The sequence below is a fragment of the Novosphingobium piscinae genome (genome assembly GCF_014230355.1).
GTDB classification, from domain to species: Bacteria; Pseudomonadota; Alphaproteobacteria; order Sphingomonadales; family Sphingomonadaceae; genus Novosphingobium; species Novosphingobium piscinae.
On sequence record NZ_JACLAX010000007.1, the window covers coordinates 94,650 to 111,588 of the forward strand.

A 16,939-nucleotide genomic window follows, 5' to 3' on the forward strand; every position below is an offset into this window, starting at 1 on the left:
ACTCAGATCTCCAAGGAGTGACAGCATGCCTAACATCAATCTGGAAGCTGTCTTGCTGGAAGCGCTGGACGACGAGCGCAAGGCTGAGGCGACTTATGGTGCCGTCATCGAGAAATCTGGCAAGGTCAGGCCCTTCATCAACATTATCGAGGCCGAACGACGCCATTCCGCAGCGATTGAGCGGCAGATGATACGCCTCGGCTTCGCGATCCCGGCCAATCAATGGCAAGGCAAGGGCATGGCCCCGGCTACGCTGGCCGAGGCTTGCAGTATGGCCATCAAGGCTGAGGTCGAGAACATCGCCCTTTACGATCGGCTGCTGCCCGCCATCGCTGACGACTCCGTCCGGCATGTCCTCCAGAACCTGCAGGATGCATCGCGAGATAATCACTTACCGGCGTTTCGACGCTGCCTTGAACGTGAGAACGGCGGGGACGGAAGTGGCGGCGCCAGAGATGGACAGGGAAGTCAGGGGCGACATGGTCGGGGTCGGGGCCCTCGCGGCGGATGCTCGATCTGATCATGGGGCAGCATCGCCTCCCGAGCTGGAGCAAGATGCGGCCTCTGCAGTAGGCCGATCGGGCAGGTTTTGGCGCGGTGCTGGTCGCCAGGCTGCAATGTCCCGGCTCTTGCGTAAAGAGGCTACGGTTACGGCCGTTCCAGCGCCCGGATCGCAATGTCGAGCTGAACGCGGTTAATCTCGCCCGTGTGGACCTGGCGGACCGTGCCATCGCTGGCAATGAACAGGGTCGTCGGCAGCGCTCCGGCGCCGGTCATCTCGTTCAGCAGCCCTGACGGATCGCTGGCGACATGGGCGGGATCTAGCCCTTGAGCGCGCAGGAAAGCCGTGATCTGGGCGGACGCTTCGCCCTGGTTCACCAGCAGGATTTCGGCCCGGCGCTCCGTTGCAGCCGCCTGCGTCAGCATCGGCATTTCGCGGCGGCATGGCGGGCACCAGGTGGCCCAGAGGTTGAGCACGATGGGCCGCCCCCGCAGGTCCCCGATCCGCCAGGGCGGCAAAGGGGCGGTTTCCGCAGCGACCCGTTCCAGCGTCAGGGTCTGTGGCAGGCGGAGCGACGACTTGCTCTCTCCAGCAGCCAGGAAGCCGGCCCAGGCCAGCGTCAGGCCGGCCAGTACACCCAGCCCGGCCAGTACCGGTTTACGGCGGCGCAAGGTCACGATCAGCACCAGTCCGGCGGCCGCCACGCCTGCATGCCAGTTCCATCCGCCCAGCCATGCCTGCAGGGCCGCGACCGGCTCAAGCGCATAGCTTTCGCGGTATTGCCAGACATGGCCAGCCCGTGCGGCGACGAGGCCCGCCAGCAAGGCCAGGCCTGCCGGCTGCCAGGCCGCCACGCGATAGCGGCGCACGATCCAGTCCAGTGCCGTCAGGAAAGCTAGCATCAGGCCGACTGCTACGAGGCGGTCGAGCGCCAGTGCCAGCGGGCCAATCTGGATGATGTTGTCCGGGTTCAAGGTGCCTTGCCGATCATGACCAATATCAATGACGTTGATGCCGCCCAGTCTAGCAGGAAAACGTCCCCGATCTCATCGTGAGCCTGATCATTGCCATGATTGCAACATTTATCTAAAATGATCAAACCGGGTTGGCAAGGAAGTGTAGATGGACGAGATTGACGGCAATGCGTGTTACGCGCCTGTGCGCATCGGCGAAGCCGCGCCGGATTTCATCGCCCGTTCGACCGAAGGGATGGTTCGCCTGTCCGACTATCGCGGCCGCTGGCTGGTGTTCTTCTCTCACCCCGGCGACTTCACCCCGGTCTGCACCAGTGAATTCGTGGCGTTTGCCCGCGCTTTTGAACGCTTCGAGGCTTTGGGGTGCAGCCTGCTCGGCCATTCGGTCGACAGCCTGTTTTCGCATCTGGCCTGGATCCGTGCCCTGCATGATGACTTGGGTGTTACCGTGCCCTTTCCCATCGTCGAGGATCCCAACCTTGAGATCGCGCGCGCCTTTGGCATGGTTTCGGCCGAAGCACACAATGCGGCATCAGTGCGCGCGGCCTATTTTATCGATCCGGCTGGCATTGTCCGCGCGATGAACTGGTATCCGCTCGCCGTCGGCCGCTCGGTCGACGAGATGTTGCGGATTGTTACCGCGCTCCAGCGTACGGAAGACGGACAATGCCTTGCGCCCGAAGGCTGGCAGCCGGGGGATCCGCTGCTGGCTCCGCCTGGTTTCAGCAAGCAGGAGGCTCTGGCAGCGGGCAAGGCCACGGAATGGTTTTATCGTCCGGTCAAGGATGAGCCAATCAAGAACAAGCCGACCAAGGACAAGCAGGCATGATGGTGCCGGCATCTGTTCAAACTGCGCCCAGCACCGAGGAGCAGGCCGAACTGCTGCGCGTACTCGGTCATCCGATGCGCCTTGCCATCCTCAAGGAGTTGACCGGAGGCGAGCGAGCGGTGGGGGATATTGCCGAGCGCACCGGCCTTGGCCTGTCCGTGCTCAGCCAGCAGCTTGCCATCCTGCGCAAGGCTGCGCTGGTCTCCTCGCGGCGGGAGGCCAAGCAAGTCTTCTATGCGATTGATGCCGATCAGATGAAGGCGGCCCAGTCCATTCTGGAAGCGTTGGTCCCGGCGGGCGAAGCCAGTGGCGCAAGGCAGGATGCCCGCGCTGCGGATTCCCGGCTGGGCGCGGCCATGTTTGCGCAGGTCAGCCGCGTCCCCCGCTGACAGGGAGCAGCCTGACCACCTGACGAGCGAGCGCGTGGAGGCCGCTGCGATGGCTGACCAGCACCAACCCGGTTCCCGTCTGATCCAGCCAGGCCGAGAGGCGCTGGCACAGCGCGCGTTCCGTGTCCGGATCCAGGCCCTCACTGGGTTCATCGAGCACTAGCCAGGGTTTGTCTGCCAGCAGCGCACGGGCCAGCGCCAACCGCTTGCGCTGGCCGCCCGACAAGCGCGCGCCATTGTCGCCGAGCCACTGGGCTAGCCCTTCGGGAAGGTCGCGGACCGTTTCAGCGAGGCAAGCGGTTTCCAGCGCGGTCCACATTTCAGGCTCGGTAATGCCCGGACGGGCCAGGCGCAGATTGTCCGCGACGGTGCCGGCAATCAGTCCGGCATCCTGCGGAGCATAGGCAAACAGAGGGCGCAAGCCTGCAAGCCCCAGAGCACGAACGTCCTGTCCGTCCACGGCCAGGCCCTCCGGCGCATCGCCGCGCAGGCCGATGAGCGTGTCCAGCAGGCGCGACTTGCCTGAGCCTGAAGGCCCGGCGATCAACAGGCGTCCGCCCGGGGGCACGGCATGGAACTGACCATCGATGGTGACAGCAATGCCCCCGCCGACGAAGGGCAAAGCCGCATCGGTCTGGCGGGCGGGCAACATGGCGATGCTTTCCAGACGGGTGATGGCATCGCGCACCCGCAGGCGTTCCATGTCCGTCCGGGCCAGCGTCGACCAGTTTTCCGTCGTGGCCGCTGCGGCAAGGGCCGCCAGGGCCACCAGCGCCGCGCCGCCATCGGCCAGCGCCAGCACGCCCGCCACGGTCAAGGCTGCCAGCACCAATTGCACCCCCTGGAGCATCACTTCGCCCCGGGCCAGCGCGCCGCGCGCCGTGTCGAGCGCACGAGTGTGCGGTTCGAGTGCGACGATGACCTGCGTGCCCAGCCCATAGACCGCGATCTCGCCGGAACAGGCAGCATAGCTCGCATAGTCAGCCTTGAGACGATTGAGCGCTGCGGCATGCTCCTGTCGGGGCTGGGCCAGCAGGCGCGCTGTCAGCATCCGCGAGGATAGCCGCATGGTCGCAAGCCCCGCCAGCAGCGTCAGCGCCGCTGGCCAGCCCGCCAGACTCGCCGCGATCAGGCCTGCTACTGCCCCAGCCAAGGCGCCCGGAACCGTGACCTTGCGAACCACGCTGTCCTCCAGCGCATCGACATCGGAGCCAAGCCGGGCCGCCATGTCGCCGCTTGACCGGGCCAGAGAAAGTGACGGATCGCTTGCCGCCAGCCGGGCAAACAGGGCAGGGCGCAAATCCGCCAGGGCAAACAGCGCGGCCCGGTGGCCGAACAGGCGCTCGCCATAGCGGCTGAGCGTGCGGGCGATCGCAAGCCCCCGGATCCCAGCGCTTGGCAGCAGGTAGTTGAAGGCGCGCACACTGGCCACGCCGCCCGCGCCGGCAAGGGCGGCGCCGGTCAGGAACCAGCCAGACAGCGCCAGCAACGCCACGCCCGCCAGGGCCGCGACCATGGCCAGGCCGATGGCGATGGCCGTGCTGCGGCGTTGCCGCCGGGTTGCATCGCGCAGGAGGCGCTCGATCATGGCATCACCATGCGGCTTTTTGCGCAGGCGATCAGCGCCGGATCGTGCGTGGCAGCGATCACCAGACGGGTGCGGGCGGTGTCTTGCAGCAAGGCAATCACCTTGGCTGCGGTTTCGGGATCGAGATCGGCGGTCGGCTCGTCAAGCAGCAGCAGTGGCCGCCCGCTGGCAATTGCGCGCACCAGCCCGATCCGCCGCCGTTCGCCGCCGGACAGGCCGGACCCCCGCGGATCGATCGTCAGGTCTTCGCCCCGCGCGGCAATCAGGGCAGTCAGGCCGCTCGCATCGGTTAGCCGGGCGAGTTCCTGCGGTCCAAGGTAGTTGCCGCCAAGCCGAAGGTTGTCCGCCAATGTGCCGGGCAGCAGCAGGGGGCGCTGCCCGGCCCAGCCTGTCAGGGCCGGCAACGCGCTCGCGGCGACTGGCGTGTCATCAAGGATGATCCGGCCCGCCGATACCGGCGCCAGGGCGATCAGGGCATGGAGCAGCGAGGATTTTCCGGCGCCGGTCGGTCCGGCCACCACGTGCAGGCCGGGGCCCTGCCAGCACGCGCTTACCGGACCAATACAGTTGTCATCAGCATAGCGGATCGTCAGACCTTCGGCGCGGAGCTGGCAGACGCGATTGCGCGGGACGGCTCTGGCTTGCACCGCCAGTAAGCGGGCCTGGTCCAGCGCGTTGGCCACGCTGCGTTCGGCAGCCTGGCCTTGCTGCTTGTCGTGGTAGGCCGCCGCGAGCCGCCGCATGCCGAGATAGAATTCCGGAGCCAACGCGAGGGCGAAGAAGGCCTCGCCAAGGCTCAGGTCTTCCGGAGCCGGGAACGGCAGCAGCCCCAGCAGCGAGAAGCCGCAATAGACCGCCACCAGTGCGACGGAGAGGGCGGCGAAGAATTCCAGCATGGCGCTGGATACGAACGCGATCCGCAAGACCTGCATCGTGCGCCCCGCCACTTCGCGGGCTGCCCCGCCGATCTGGCGTGTCACGCGATCCTCCGCCCCGAAGGCCAGGATCACCGGAAGCGCGGCCACGCGATCGACGAACAGGCCAGACAAACGCGAGAGGGCCAGAAACTGCCGATCCGCCTCGGCCTTGCCGGCCAGTCCCGCCAACGCCATGCCCGCTCCGAAAGGGATCAGCGTTGCCAGCAGGATCAGGGCGGAAAACCAGCTGGCGATAGCGACGGCCGCGGCGATGATCAGTGGTGACAGCATCGCGGCGCGACGAAGCGGCTGAAAGCGGGCGATCAGCCCCTCATGCGCTTCCACGTCGTCGATCGCCACGCGCAGATCCTCGCCGATCAGGCGGCCGCGCATCTGCCCGCTGGGCAGCAGCGCGGTCATCACGCGGACCCGCAAGGCAGACTTTGCATGGGTGGCAGCCTTTTGGCCCGCCAGCCCCGCCAGCGCCTGCGCGCCAGCGCGAAGCATACCGCTGATCCCGATCCCGGCCAGCAGGCACCAGCCTTGAGTCGGAAGTCCCCCGGCTGTCCACGATGCGATGAACGCGGCTAGGCACCCGGCAAACAGCACGGCGCCCACGGTGTCGCCCAGCCACCACAGTACTGCGACCTGGCTGGCCGGACGAGGCGTTCTTCTCGCGGCGAATTGGGACTGTTGCGGCGGCATGGGAGCTTTCAGGTCGCGATTGACGACAGTTTCATATTAGCATATTCGCAAATTCAATAATTGAGTGGATGCGCTGAGTCGAGTCCCATCCGGCTAATCTGGGCCGGTAAAGGAGCGTGCATATGGATATGGCTGTTGTCGAGCTAAGTCGGCTCCAGTTTGCGCTGACCGCGATGTATCACTTTCTGTTTGTTCCCCTGACGCTTGGCCTGTCGTTCCTGCTGGTCATCATGGAGAGCATTTATGTGATGACCGGCCGGGAGATCTGGCGGGTCATCACGCGCTTCTGGGGCAAGCTGTTCGGCATCAACTTCGTGCTCGGCGTTGCGACCGGGATCACCATGGAGTTCGAGTTCGGCACCAACTGGGCCTATTACTCGCACTACGTCGGCGACATCTTTGGCGCGCCGCTGGCGATTGAAGGGCTGATGGCCTTCTTCCTCGAAGCGACGTTCGTCGGCCTGATGTTCTTCGGCTGGGACAAGCTTTCAAAGGTCGCACACCTCGCCGTGACCTTCCTCGTGGCGCTCGGCTCCAACCTCTCGGCGCTGTGGATCCTGATTGCCAACGGCTGGATGCAGAACCCGGTTGGCGCGCGCTTCAATCCTGAAACCATGCGCATGGAAGTGACCGATTTCTATTCGGTCCTGTTCAACCCGGTCGCGCAGGCCAAGTTCGTCCACACCGTCAGCGCTGGCTATGTTGCGGCGTCGGTCTTCGTCATGGGCGTGTCGGCCTACTATCTGCTCAAGGGCAAGTGGACCAACGTGGCCCGCCGCTCGATGATGGTCGCCTCTGCCTTTGGCCTGGCCTCCTCGCTCTCGGTCGTCGTGCTGGGTGACGAATCCGGCTACGCGCTGACCGACAACCAGCGCATGAAGCTCGCCGCGATCGAGGCCATGTGGCACACCGAAGAGGCCCCCGCTGGCCTCTCCATCTTCGGCATCCCCGACATGGCGGCGCAGGAGACGCGCTTTGAAGTGAAGGTCCCCTATGTCCTGGGCCTGATTTCCACCCGCAGCCTGACCGGCGAGGTCATGGGCATCAACGAGCTGGTGCTGAAGGCGGACGAACGCATTCGCAGCGGCATCGTCGCCTACGACGCGGTTGAGAAGCTGAAGGTCCACCGCACGGACATGGCCGCGCGCGAGCAGTTCGAACGGCACAAGGCCGATCTTGGCTATGCCATGCTGCTGAAGCGTCACGTGGCCGATCCGCGCAGCGCCAGTGATCAGCAGATCCTGCTGGCGGCGAAGGATACCATCCCCAACGTGCCGGTGATGTTCTGGTTGTTCCGGATCATGGCGGGGCTGGGCTTCTTCTTCATCGGCTTCTTCGCACTCGCTTTCTACTGTGCTTCGGCGTGCAAGTTCAGCAAGCCATGGTTCCTGAAGATCGCGGTCGCCATCATCCCGCTGCCGTGGATCGCGATCGAGTTCGGCTGGATGCTGGCCGAAATCGGGCGGCAGCCCTGGGCGGTGGAAGGCGTGCTGCCAACGTTCCTTGCCGCATCGTCGCTGACGGTTGGCCAGATCTGGACCACGATCATCGGTTTTACCCTGCTGTACGGCACGCTCGCCGTGATCGAGGTGCGGCTGATGATCGCCACGATCCGCAAGGGACCGGTGGAGCACCATGAACCCGAAATGTCGCGCGGGTCGGCGGGCTATGCCCCGCTGCCGGCAGAATAAGGGAGGAACACGAAATGGAAATCCCTCTCGACTACGAAACGCTCCGGGTCATCTGGTGGGGCCTGATGGGCACGCTGCTGATCGGTTTTGCCTTGACCGATGGCTATGACCTGGGCGTCGCCGCGCTGATGCCGTTCATCGGCAAGACGGATGAGGAACGCCGCATGGCGATCAACGCCATCGCGCCGCACTGGGAAGGCCACCAAGTGTGGTTCATCTTGGGCGGCGGGGCAATCTTCGCGGCCTGGCCGTTCGTCTATGCGGTCAGCTTCTCCGGCTTCTACCTCGCCATGTTCCTGGTGCTGAGCGCGCTGATCCTGCGCCCGGTGGCGTTCAAGTACCGCTCCAAGCATTCCGATGCCGGCTGGCGCAATCGCTGGGACTGGGCGCTGTTCATCGGCGGCTTCGTGCCCGCGCTGGTATTCGGCGTGGCTGTGGGCAACGTGCTGCAAGGCGCGCCGTTCCGGTTGGATAGCGACCTGCGCAGCTTCTACGAAGGCTCGCTGCTCGGCCTGTTTTCGCCATTTGCGCTGATGACCGGGCTGCTCTCCGTCGCGATGGTGGTGATGCACGGGGCGGGTTTCCTCTCGGTCAAGATCGAGCAAGGCCCGGTTCTGGACCGCGCGCGCCGGATCGGCAGCGTGGCGGCCATCGCCAGCGTCATCCTGTTTGCGGCCGGCGGCCTGTGGGTTGCCAATGGCGCCATGGGCTTCCGGCTGGAAGGCGCAGTCGATCCGAATGGTCCCTCCAACCCGCTGTTCATCAAGACGGTCGCCGCGCCCGGTGCCTGGCTGGACAACTATGGCCGCTATCCCTGGATGGTGATTGCGCCGGTGCTGGGGCTGGTCGGACCGCTGGTCGCACTGCTGGGGATCCGCCGCCGTAGCCATGTGCTGAACCTGGCAGGGTCGTCGCTGGCGACCGTGGGCATCATCGCCACGGTCGGCCTGTCGATGTTCCCGTTCATCCTGCCAAGTTCCATCAATCCGCAATCGAGCCTGACGGCATGGAATGCCTCGTCCAGCCACTTGACGCTGTGGATAATGCTGATCGTCACGGTGATCTTTCTGCCGCTGGTGCTGACCTATACCGCCTGGGTGATGAAGGTCCTGTTCGGCCGGATCAGCTTGCGCGACGTGCGCACCAACCCCGACTTCTACTAAGGAGCGAAAACGATGTGGTATTTCGCATGGATCCTGGGGCTTGGCCTGGCGCTCGCCTTCGGCATCATCAACGGGATGTGGCACGAATTCCAGTCGCCGCTGGATGAGGACCCCAACCTGTGATGCGCCGCATCCTGACGGGCGTTGTCCTGGGGCTGGCCGGATGCGCGGCCCCGGCGCCGCAGCCGGTGGATGTTTCGGCCAAGTCGGCTGCGCTGGCCGACCGCTTCCAGGCTGACCTTCAGGGGCAATTGCAGGCGGCGATAAAGGCCGGCGGTCCGGTGGGTGCCATCGGCGTCTGCCAGCAGGCAGCGCCGGCCATTGCCGCCAGTCTGTCCCAGGAAAGCGGGGCAGAGGTGCGCCGGATCGCGCTCAAGGAGCGTAATCCGGGCGCGGCTCCGGATGGCGAATTGCGTGAGCGGCTGGAGCAACTGGCCGCCGCGCCTTTGTCCGCCGATGGCAAGCCGGCGGTCACGCAATGGAGCAGCGGTTCCGGTTCTGACGCCAGGACCCATTACATGCGCGCGATTCCGATGAAGGAGCAGCCATGCGCTGCCTGCCACGGTACGGCGATCGCCCCTGATGTGCAGGCCAAGCTGGCCGAACTCTATCCGGCCGACAAGGCCACCGGGTTCAAGCCTGGCGACATGCGCGGGGCCATTCTCGTGTCATGGCCGGTCGGTCAGGCACGGGGGAACTAGCATGACCCGGACGGCTGGCCGCCTGACTGTTGCCCTGCTGCTGGCGGTCTTCATTCTGCTGGCCCTGCTGCTGCGGACGCAAGGCAGTGCCAGTGCTTCCGCCCCGGCGCAGCTCGCGCCGCCCGACCAGCGCGAGGCCGTTTCGCTCAATCCGGCCCAGGCCGATCACGTCCTGACCGAGATGCGCGGCCTCCTGGCTTCGATCCGCGACATTCACTCCGCGATGGCGGTCGACGACTGGGGGGCGGTCAGCGCCGCAGCGCAGGCGCAAGGGACCGGACGCGGGAAACGACCGCCCGAGGGCTTGCGTGAGCGGCAGCCGCCCGGCTTTCGCCAGATGAGCAGCAGCATGCGCCAGCAATTCGATGCATTGAACCTTGCCGCAGCCAAAGGGGATCGCAGCGCTGCGAATGCTGCGCTTGGTCAGGCGCTCAATACCTGCGTTGCCTGCCACGACAGTTACCGGATCGAGATTGCCGATTGATCCCGCTTCTGCCGGCACCCCCATGCTGGCGGACAGGGGCCGCACCGGAAGCCCCCCTTCCGTGTGTGGCCCCAACAGTTCGGGTGAGGACGGCCCGTCGCTCGGTGTTACGGATGGTCAGCCCAAATCGGGTGACAACCATTTGCGCATCACGATAGTATAAACGGTGGGTGCCACGACAGGAGCAGGCTGAATGAAGGGTTTCGTCGACAACATCGAAAAGCTGACGGAAGAAAACGACGATTTCCGCCGCGTGCTTTATACCGGACACAACCTCCAGCTCGTTCTTATGGCGATCCAGCCTGGCGAGGAAATCGGAGAGGAAGTCCACGACGACCGGGACCAGTTCTTCCGCATCGAGGGGGGTGAAGGCGAGATCTGGATTGATGGCGTCTGCAACAAGGTCAAGGCAGACGACGGAATCATTGTGCCCCAGGGCGCGCGCCATAATGTGATCAGCACCGGCAAGGAGCCGCTGCGACTCTATACCATCTATGGCCCGCCGGAACATCTGGACGGGACTATCCACAAGACCTGCGCCGATGCGGCCGTGGACCATGAGCATTTTGATGGCCGGACGACAGAGTGATCAGGCGGCGATCAGGACCAGCAGGATCGCGGGCAGGTTCCGTCGGTTTATCGCCTTTCGATTCCCCGCATGAATGTTGTCACGTAATTATTCACGGGATTTCGTTCGGCCAGCACACATCATAGCTGTTAGCTCCCGCGTTCCAGAACAGGGCAATGTCGATGCCCGCCTCGGTCGCCATCCGCAGGAAGTCGTGGCGCAAGTCCGGGCAATCCTTGCGGAATTCCCGCGCCAGCTTGGTGTTCGCGCGCTCTACTGCAACCGGGTGACCGGCGCCCACTCTGGCGGAAATTTCCACATAGGGGCTGTGGAGGAGATGGCGGGTGCCGGTCCGGGAGTTTTCGACAACCAGCGCCATCGTCTGATTATCGTCGGTCAGTCCCTGCGCCGCGGCGTCGCTGTCCCAGGGGTTGGCGACGATGATGTCGGGGGCCAGCTCGCGCCCCGCGCTGGCGGGCAGGATATGAACGACCGAGATTGCGTCTGGCTTGCCATCGCCATCAAGGTCCGCCTGCGTGACGGGCGAGCGAAACCGCGGGTGCGGGGCAATGCGTGAGCGCGCCCCGTTGGCCGGTTGCAGACCGTCCCGATCATCCGTCTTCTCGTCGCTGACGGGCAGGTCCGGCCCCAGATCGCCCAGTGCGGCGCAGTCCGGATCTTCCGCCGCAAAGGTGGCGAGGCGCAGATATTCCTCGTGAAGCTCGGGGTTTATCGCATCGGGATCGATCCCTTCGGCCTGAAACAGGCGCAGGGCCGATTGGTAATAGCTGGCTGCCGTGCGGCAATCATCGGTGCCGCCGCCAGTGACTGACCAGATCACCCGCCATCCGCCGTCTTGCTTCAGCAGGTACTCGCCGCCGTCGTATTCCTGCTTAGACGGCTCGATCACCACATAGGCATAAGTCGCCGTCTTGCCTTTGATCACCTTCAGCTGGTGGACGATGAACCGGATTTTGGAACCCGGTGACGGCCGGAGCGCATCAAGGATTTGCGTGCGCTCACTCGTGCCAGGCGGTGGGGTGCGAACCTGCTGCGCGGCGGCTGGCGTCAGACCGAGCACAGCCACCAGCATGAAGAGAAAAGGGATGCGCGGGAGGGTCATGGAATTGCGCCTTGTGCTTCGGGTGCTGCGGGCGACTCGCAGACTGGTCTGTCGGAGAGAGCGAAGGAGTCATATTGCTCAGCGCCCAGATGCATGGTGCAGATGATCTGGCGGGCCATGTCTTGCACTTCGGTCAGACTGAACCTGCCGCTGATCCGGATGCGTCCCTCTGTGATTGGCTCGACAAGCCGGGCGGAACTGATGGACTTGTCGCCCACCGTGATGGCGACATCGGTATTCAGCAGGCGGATTGATTCGGCTTCGAGGTGTTGTGCCACCTCGGGCCGCAAGGCGATATCGAGAACCGGAAAATTGCGGTCGTCGAAGGCCAGGGCGACGCCCGCGATGTTGTCGCGGGTGAATTCACGCTGTCCAAAGTGCAAGGTGGAGGTCGGCACTGCAGAACGGTGAGGCACTGTGTCATCGCCCTTGTGCCAGGTCAGGTGCTGCCAGGGGATGACCGACCAGTCCGGCTCGTCGCACGGCCGCTGCGCTCGAGCGAAATAGGCGCCGAGATAGAGGCCTTGTCCGGTCAGGTACCAGCTGGGGAAATCCCACACGGACGTATCCGCATAGTCGCATTGATCCTCTGCCGCCTCACCATCGGCAGGCTGCATCTCGTTCGGGTAAAGCTGGCCCAGCAAGGAGACGATGCGCGGCGCGAAGATGTCACCGCGATAGTCGAAGAACGCCGGGGTATCGGGTTGGGGTGCTGGCGGGTTACCGAAATAGAGCAGGTCTTCCAGCTGGAGTTCGCGGCCGGTCCGCGCGTCGAAGGTCACGCCTTGCGTGCCGAAATCGGGATGGGCCGTGCCGGCGCAGCTCCAGCTGGCAAACCAGGCATAGCTGACGAAATCGTCGCTGAGGTACGGCGCTCTTGCCTCGGAAACGTCCATGCCCGATTGGCCGCCAAACCCTTCGCAGCCGAACCATTGCGACACGCGCTCCCACTGCTGGCGTTCCAGTGCGGCGTTGATACGGGCCAGAACCGGCGCGGGATAGCCGCTTTCGATGCGGAACAGCGTGATCCCGCTGACGGGCTCGCGCCAGTCGCGCAGCGCGCGCGGTCCATCTTGACGGATGCTGCCCGGAACCAGCGACAGGCCTGCCAGCTGGTGGCGCTCATAGGGGGAAAGATCCGCCATGTCCGCAGACAGACCCGCCGCCAACGGGGCTGGCGCGGCCACTGGCGACAGCCGCACCGGCAGCGTGCGCCCGGCCTTGGTCGTCAGCGATCCGGCCAGTTCGGCCCCGGCGCGGTGCAGGTTCAGTTGATCACCGCTGCTGCGGGCCTCGAGCAAGAGCCTGTCGCCCGTCCAGCGGCCGCTAAGGCCGATATCGAGCCGATACTTGCGATAGAAATAGCGTCCCGTCACATTGTCGCCGCTGCCTTCCAGTTCCACGACGACCTGGGCGGCTCCGACCGTTCCGGCATAGACCTGGCGGTCATCGCTGGCGGCGCGCAGCGGGGCGGTTAGCAGAACGAGGCTGGCAACCAGCGCGAGGGGCTGATAGCGCACAAAAAAATGCAGGACTTTTCGGAACGTATGACCATCCATACTGCTGCTCTAAGTAAAGCCGCTTCGTCCTGCAATCGATGCCTGCGCGTCTTGATCAGGCTCTGCGCGATCGGCCTGCTGCTGCCAGCTGCGGTCCGGGCGCAAGAGGCAGACGCAGCCCCGCTGGACATCTTCATCGGCATGGTCATTGCCGATGGCGAGAACCTGATGCTGGAGCGCTGCAATATCGTGCGCACGCGCTATCGGCTGCTGCCGGCCGCAGGCGCAGGTGATCCGCTGGCCGAGCTGCGCGGCAAGACCGGCAAGGTGCAAGCCCATGTCATTGCCAGCTATCGGGCTGACGGGGAGGCGCACATTCTCGACGTGGCGGCGATTGACAATGTGCGGCTGGGCAAGACCTGCCATCTGCTCGACGCCATCGACGAGAGCTTTGAGAAGGCCGATGCCTGGGCAGAAGCGGGGCCGGAGGCTGCGGTTGCTGCGGCTGAAGCCAGCGAAGCGAGCACCCCGGATGCCGACCGCTGGGACGCTCTCGCCGCCGGCGCTGCCGCCCCGGCCGGAGGTGAAGTGATCGGCAGCGGTGCATATGCCTATCGCTTCGTCCTGCTGCAACCGCGCACGGGGAAGCCCGCCGCCCATACCGACTATGCCCTGTCAGCCAGCCGGGCGACGGACTATGAACTGCCCTTCGTGACCGACCAGAAGAAGGTGTTTCAGGGCCGGACGGACGAAGAAGGCCGCACGCCCGTATTCCGACTGCCGGTGCGCCTGCCCGATGCCGCCTTCGACTTGCGCGAACGCTTTGGCAGCGGTCCGTTCGGCGAAACGTTTCACCTGACCGACCATAACGACAACGACCTGTTCAACGCTCCCTATGCGCTGATCACCTGCACCAGCCCGCCGCGCTTCTTCCGGGGCTATACTTACCCGAACGGGGATACCGCCTATACGGCCAGCGATGGTCCCATCAATGTTCAGCTGCGCGTGCTTGACAACATCGACGAAGCGCTCCCCGCAAGCTGCGAGGATGGGCGGAGTGCGGACGGGGATCATGTCGTGCTCCCTACCACGCGCGAGAAAGACCCAGAATGACCATGCCGCGCCGCCTCACCTTGATCCTCGCTGGTTCAGTACTGCTGGCCGGTGTCCAGCTTCCCGCGCAGGCGCCGCAACAGCAAGCGCAAACCGCCATGGAACTGCTGGAAAAAGCGACAGAAGCCAAAGCGGTCGGCGATCATGCCGGTGCGCTCGAATTTTATAACCAAGCTGCGGCCCTGCTGGCCGAGGACCCTGCCGGGCAGGACGGGTTGGGCCTTGTGGTCCGGGCGGATCTGCAGCGCGACATTGCCCGTGCGTCCCATGCTGCTGGTACACGTGATCCATGTGCCGCGCTGGCAAAGGGCAGGGCTTATCTCGATCAGGCCCGGCGGGTACCGTCAGCAGACGGTGACATGAACGTCGGTCCGATTGCTGATGACATGGAGCAGCAGCTGGAGAGCGAAGGGCGCCGCATGCGCTGCGTGCAGCCGGGACCGCCGGCCGATATGGGCAAGCCTGACGCAGCGCTGGCGGGTCATTATTATCTTTCAGGCGTGATGGAGACCGGCTCGGAACTGCTGCTCAAGGCGGATGGCCGGTTCGAGTGGTATATCAGCTACGGCGCGGTCGATCAGGTGGCCAAGGGGCGCTGGGGTCGCACCGGCCAGACGGTGACCCTTGCAGCCGATCTGCCCGCCGGGGATGCGCCGCTGCTGCGCGTCGATGAGGCTTTCCCCTGGGACGAGATGGCCGAGCGCCGTCTGCGGGATGCGGAGCGCGTGCGGGCAGCCGAAGCGATTGCCGAACGCTGCCCCTGGACCATTGGCGTGGCCGCCTCTCCGTCGTTAATCCTGGCCGAAGATCGCCCCGCCCCGGGCCCTGCCGAGCGGGCGCGGGCGGAACAGACCAGACGTGCTGCGGAAACGGCCCGGGACGAGGCCAGCCGGGCGGCCTTGAAAGGAGCGGCTGCGAGCGCAAGCGAGGCTGACCGCACGGCCGCCGAAGTCGCCATGGTGACCTGGTACGAAGCGCATTACGAAATGGAGCAGGCCTACCGCGCCGCCACCATGCCCGTGCCGGATATTGGCGCCCCGGTGGTGCCGGCAGAATGTCAGGCCGCGCCCGTCGATGCCGCCGCCGATGCGCCGATCCCGCCGTCGCAATGGCGACGCGGCGTGGGGGTGGTGGTTGGCGATCCTTCACGCGAAATGCGCCTGTCGCGTGTCGGCGTGACCTTTGTGTTCAGCGATGGCCATCGCGAGACAGCGGAAACCAGCCGGAGTGGCTGGGCCTTCGCTTCCCGCAGGAACGGCGCGGCGGTCGAGCAACTTGTCCTTACCTGGCCGGACGGTTCCGGACGCTCTGCATCGCTGCCGATCAAGCCGCTCGCCGAGGGCGTACAGACTGTGGCCGTCGATACGCAGCAACTGGTCGCACCGCCGTTCGAGGTCATGCGCCTTCAAGTGCAAGGGCGCGATCTCATCCCGGAAAACATGGGGCGCGGGCGCTACTCGCGCAATTGAGGGGGCACCCAGCCCGCAGTCCCACACTCCGCCTCCGGTCGATTGTGGCCGCGCGGGTCGAGGCAGACGGTCTGCCCGCCGCGATACCAGCTGTGTTCGCCGTCGGAGACCGGCGTACAGCCAATGCAGGCCCATGCCCGCTTCCCGGTGAACGGATGGGCCCCGTCGTAGATTGCCGGAATGACCAGCTTCAAACGGCGATCGGCATAGCCGAGCTTGTCGCCAAGCCGCACCCGCACCAGCCCGTCCGCAAACTCGTCTGGCCCGTTGTCGAAGGTCGGCACCAGCAGCGCACGACCATCGCGCCTGACATAGGCATAGCCTGCTGCGCGGATGGCAAAGGCGGCAAGTCCATGCCGGTCAAAGCGCAGCTGCCGCAACGCGTCTGGCCCGACCGCATAACTGCCATCTGGGTTCGGGGTGGCGCAGTCGCCCAGCGATTCGAAAGTGCCATCCTTTAGCATCGTGCAGGGCAAGGCTTTGCTCTCGGGGTTCCCCGCCACGCGCACGGGATAAAGGTCGCGCTCGCGCACATAGCCGCCGCGCGGAGTGCCGGGCGGATCGTACCAGGTGATCCGGACCATGCCCGGCAGCGACCAGGCCGCGCCATAGGTCTTGGTGACCCAAACGCCGGAATCGCGGGACAGCGCGGCGCGGCCTTTCGGCTCCAGGCGAAGCCCCTCTTTGGCCTCTGCCAGCTCGAACAGCCGTGGGCGGGACCGGGCAACGACCGCTGCACCGATAAGGCTATTGCCAACATGGCCGGCTCGGTCGAAGCTTATCCGCCAGCGACAAGCGGTCGGGCGATTTGCATCGTCGGGGCCGGGCTCCAGCGTGATCTGATCGTTGAAGCCGCCGCGCGCCCGCGAATAAAGCGTGGTGGTGAAGGTGGCGGCAGGGCGCTGCGGATCCCAGGACATGAGCTCATAGCTCTCGCCCAGTTCGGGACGCTGATACTGGGTGACCGGCTTTAACGGTCCGCTGAAGAACACCCGGCAATCGCCGTCGTGCAAGTACCCGGACAGAGTTCCGGTTTCCCGGTCAGCGGCAAGGATCAACCGATCGTCGCCAAAGATGCCACTTTCCAGCGTGGGCGGGAGCTCCGCCGCCATGGCAACCGTTGCCACCGCACTGCCCGCGATTATGGCGAGGACAGGAAAACCAAAACGCGCAAATACTGTCATCGTCCCGTCATTGCGCAACCGGCGGATGAGCGCCAGTGCT

Annotated in this window: 17 protein-coding genes; 11 read left to right on the forward strand and 6 right to left on the reverse strand. The window is 65.1% G+C overall.

Features of this window, described 5'->3' with window-relative positions; genetic code table 11:
• Positions 1 to 25 precede the first annotated feature (25 nt).
• On the forward strand, positions 26 to 520 hold the full coding sequence (locus tag H7F53_RS08925) for a ferritin-like domain-containing protein (RefSeq protein ID WP_246438784.1): 495 nt from the start codon (positions 26 to 28) through the stop codon (positions 518 to 520).
• Positions 521 to 648: 128 nt separating this feature from the next.
• On the opposite strand, the gene H7F53_RS08930 is transcribed toward H7F53_RS08925, so the two are convergent.
• Complete coding sequence (locus H7F53_RS08930) at positions 649 to 1,476, reverse strand: TlpA disulfide reductase family protein (RefSeq protein ID WP_185679135.1); 828 nt, start codon at positions 1,474 to 1,476, stop codon at positions 649 to 651.
• A gap of 148 nt (positions 1,477 to 1,624) precedes the next feature.
• Here H7F53_RS08930 and H7F53_RS08935 point away from each other — a divergent pair, with 148 nt between their 5' ends.
• Positions 1,625 to 2,305: a peroxiredoxin gene (locus tag H7F53_RS08935; protein WP_185679136.1), complete on the forward strand. Its 681-nt coding sequence runs from the start codon at positions 1,625 to 1,627 to the stop codon at positions 2,303 to 2,305.
• Positions 2,302 to 2,694, forward strand: coding sequence for an ArsR/SmtB family transcription factor (locus tag H7F53_RS08940; RefSeq protein ID WP_185679137.1), 393 nt, complete (start codon positions 2,302 to 2,304; stop codon positions 2,692 to 2,694). Before H7F53_RS08935 ends, H7F53_RS08940 begins: the two co-directional genes overlap by 4 nt.
• Here H7F53_RS08940 and H7F53_RS08945 read toward each other — a convergent pair.
• Together H7F53_RS08945 and H7F53_RS08950 are read right to left on the reverse strand one after the other, a co-directional pair.
• Entirely contained in the window at positions 2,675 to 4,282 is a 1,608-nt protein-coding gene (locus tag H7F53_RS08945) for an ATP-binding cassette domain-containing protein (protein WP_185679138.1), read from the reverse strand. The genes H7F53_RS08940 and H7F53_RS08945 overlap by 20 nt on opposite strands.
• The gene (locus H7F53_RS08950; RefSeq protein WP_118072684.1) at positions 4,279 to 5,904 is read right to left on the reverse strand and encodes an ABC transporter ATP-binding protein/permease; all 1,626 of its coding nucleotides are present in this window, start codon (positions 5,902 to 5,904) and stop codon (positions 4,279 to 4,281) included. Before H7F53_RS08950 ends, H7F53_RS08945 begins: the two co-directional genes overlap by 4 nt.
• Positions 5,905 to 6,026: 122 nt before the next feature.
• Here H7F53_RS08950 and H7F53_RS08955 point away from each other — a divergent pair, with 122 nt between their 5' ends.
• The 6 genes from H7F53_RS08955 (at position 6,027) to H7F53_RS08980 (ending at position 10,532) form a co-directional block, all read left to right on the forward strand.
• The gene (locus H7F53_RS08955) at positions 6,027 to 7,595 is read left to right on the forward strand and encodes a cytochrome ubiquinol oxidase subunit I (RefSeq protein WP_185679139.1); all 1,569 of its coding nucleotides are present in this window, start codon (positions 6,027 to 6,029) and stop codon (positions 7,593 to 7,595) included.
• 14 nt (positions 7,596 to 7,609) lie between these two features.
• Positions 7,610 to 8,758: a cytochrome d ubiquinol oxidase subunit II gene (cydB, locus tag H7F53_RS08960; RefSeq protein WP_185679140.1), complete on the forward strand. Its 1,149-nt coding sequence runs from the start codon at positions 7,610 to 7,612 to the stop codon at positions 8,756 to 8,758.
• Between the two features lie 12 nt (positions 8,759 to 8,770).
• The gene (gene cydX, locus H7F53_RS08965; protein ID WP_101797211.1) at positions 8,771 to 8,881 is read left to right on the forward strand and encodes a cytochrome bd-I oxidase subunit CydX; all 111 of its coding nucleotides are present in this window, start codon (positions 8,771 to 8,773) and stop codon (positions 8,879 to 8,881) included.
• Entirely contained in the window at positions 8,881 to 9,459 is a 579-nt protein-coding gene (locus H7F53_RS08970; RefSeq protein ID WP_118072687.1) for a Tll0287-like domain-containing protein, read from the forward strand. The genes cydX and H7F53_RS08970 overlap by 1 nt, the downstream gene beginning before the upstream one ends.
• Position 9,460: 1 nt before the next feature.
• Positions 9,461 to 9,943 carry a cytochrome c gene (locus tag H7F53_RS08975; protein WP_162895906.1) on the forward strand — a complete coding sequence of 161 codons (483 nt, stop codon included), beginning with the start codon at positions 9,461 to 9,463 and terminating at the stop codon, positions 9,941 to 9,943.
• Between the two features lie 193 nt (positions 9,944 to 10,136).
• The gene (locus tag H7F53_RS08980; RefSeq protein WP_118072689.1) at positions 10,137 to 10,532 is read left to right on the forward strand and encodes a cupin domain-containing protein; all 396 of its coding nucleotides are present in this window, start codon (positions 10,137 to 10,139) and stop codon (positions 10,530 to 10,532) included.
• 91 nt (positions 10,533 to 10,623) lie between these two features.
• On the opposite strand, the gene H7F53_RS08985 is transcribed toward H7F53_RS08980, so the two are convergent.
• Together H7F53_RS08985 and H7F53_RS08990 are read right to left on the reverse strand one after the other, a co-directional pair.
• Entirely contained in the window at positions 10,624 to 11,634 is a 1,011-nt protein-coding gene (locus H7F53_RS08985) for a hypothetical protein (RefSeq protein WP_185679141.1), read from the reverse strand.
• Positions 11,631 to 13,193, reverse strand: coding sequence for a SecDF P1 head subdomain-containing protein (locus H7F53_RS08990; RefSeq protein ID WP_185679142.1), 1,563 nt, complete (start codon positions 13,191 to 13,193; stop codon positions 11,631 to 11,633). The genes H7F53_RS08985 and H7F53_RS08990 overlap by 4 nt, the downstream gene beginning before the upstream one ends.
• On the opposite strand from H7F53_RS08990, the gene H7F53_RS08995 reads away from it, so the two are divergent.
• Together H7F53_RS08995 and H7F53_RS09000 are read left to right on the forward strand one after the other, a co-directional pair.
• Positions 13,161 to 14,246: a hypothetical protein gene (locus H7F53_RS08995; protein WP_185679143.1), complete on the forward strand. Its 1,086-nt coding sequence runs from the start codon at positions 13,161 to 13,163 to the stop codon at positions 14,244 to 14,246. The two genes, H7F53_RS08990 and H7F53_RS08995, sit on opposite strands and share 33 nt — an antisense overlap.
• Positions 14,243 to 15,715 (forward strand): hypothetical protein, encoded by a 1,473-nt coding sequence (locus tag H7F53_RS09000; RefSeq protein WP_185679227.1) that lies wholly within the window; start codon positions 14,243 to 14,245, stop codon positions 15,713 to 15,715. The genes H7F53_RS08995 and H7F53_RS09000 overlap by 4 nt, the downstream gene beginning before the upstream one ends.
• Here H7F53_RS09000 and H7F53_RS09005 read toward each other — a convergent pair.
• Positions 15,700 to 16,899 (reverse strand): WG repeat-containing protein, encoded by a 1,200-nt coding sequence (locus H7F53_RS09005; protein WP_185679144.1) that lies wholly within the window; start codon positions 16,897 to 16,899, stop codon positions 15,700 to 15,702. The genes H7F53_RS09000 and H7F53_RS09005 overlap by 16 nt on opposite strands.
• Between the last annotated feature and the right edge of the window lie 40 nt (positions 16,900 to 16,939).

Coding starts and splice junctions, on each gene's coding strand:
- H7F53_RS08925 (WP_246438784.1), top strand. CDS start 26: ATGCCTAACATCAATCTGGAAGCTGTCTTGCTGGAAGCGCTGGACGAC.
- H7F53_RS08935 (WP_185679136.1), top strand. CDS start 1,625: ATGGACGAGATTGACGGCAATGCGTGTTACGCGCCTGTGCGCATCGGC.
- H7F53_RS08940 (WP_185679137.1), top strand. CDS start 2,302: ATGATGGTGCCGGCATCTGTTCAAACTGCGCCCAGCACCGAGGAGCAG.
- H7F53_RS08945 (WP_185679138.1), bottom strand. CDS start 4,282: ATGATCGAGCGCCTCCTGCGCGATGCAACCCGGCGGCAACGCCGCAGC.
- H7F53_RS08950 (WP_118072684.1), bottom strand. CDS start 5,904: ATGCCGCCGCAACAGTCCCAATTCGCCGCGAGAAGAACGCCTCGTCCG.
- H7F53_RS08955 (WP_185679139.1), top strand. CDS start 6,027: ATGGATATGGCTGTTGTCGAGCTAAGTCGGCTCCAGTTTGCGCTGACC.
- cydB (WP_185679140.1), top strand. CDS start 7,610: ATGGAAATCCCTCTCGACTACGAAACGCTCCGGGTCATCTGGTGGGGC.
- cydX (WP_101797211.1), top strand. CDS start 8,771: ATGTGGTATTTCGCATGGATCCTGGGGCTTGGCCTGGCGCTCGCCTTC.
- H7F53_RS08970 (WP_118072687.1), top strand. CDS start 8,881: ATGCGCCGCATCCTGACGGGCGTTGTCCTGGGGCTGGCCGGATGCGCG.
- H7F53_RS08975 (WP_162895906.1), top strand. CDS start 9,461: ATGACCCGGACGGCTGGCCGCCTGACTGTTGCCCTGCTGCTGGCGGTC.
- H7F53_RS08980 (WP_118072689.1), top strand. CDS start 10,137: ATGAAGGGTTTCGTCGACAACATCGAAAAGCTGACGGAAGAAAACGAC.
- H7F53_RS08985 (WP_185679141.1), bottom strand. CDS start 11,634: ATGACCCTCCCGCGCATCCCTTTTCTCTTCATGCTGGTGGCTGTGCTC.
- H7F53_RS08995 (WP_185679143.1), top strand. CDS start 13,161: ATGCAGGACTTTTCGGAACGTATGACCATCCATACTGCTGCTCTAAGT.
- H7F53_RS08990 (WP_185679142.1), bottom strand. CDS start 13,193: ATGGATGGTCATACGTTCCGAAAAGTCCTGCATTTTTTTGTGCGCTAT.
- H7F53_RS09000 (WP_185679227.1), top strand. CDS start 14,243: ATGACCATGCCGCGCCGCCTCACCTTGATCCTCGCTGGTTCAGTACTG.
- H7F53_RS09005 (WP_185679144.1), bottom strand. CDS start 16,899: ATGACAGTATTTGCGCGTTTTGGTTTTCCTGTCCTCGCCATAATCGCG.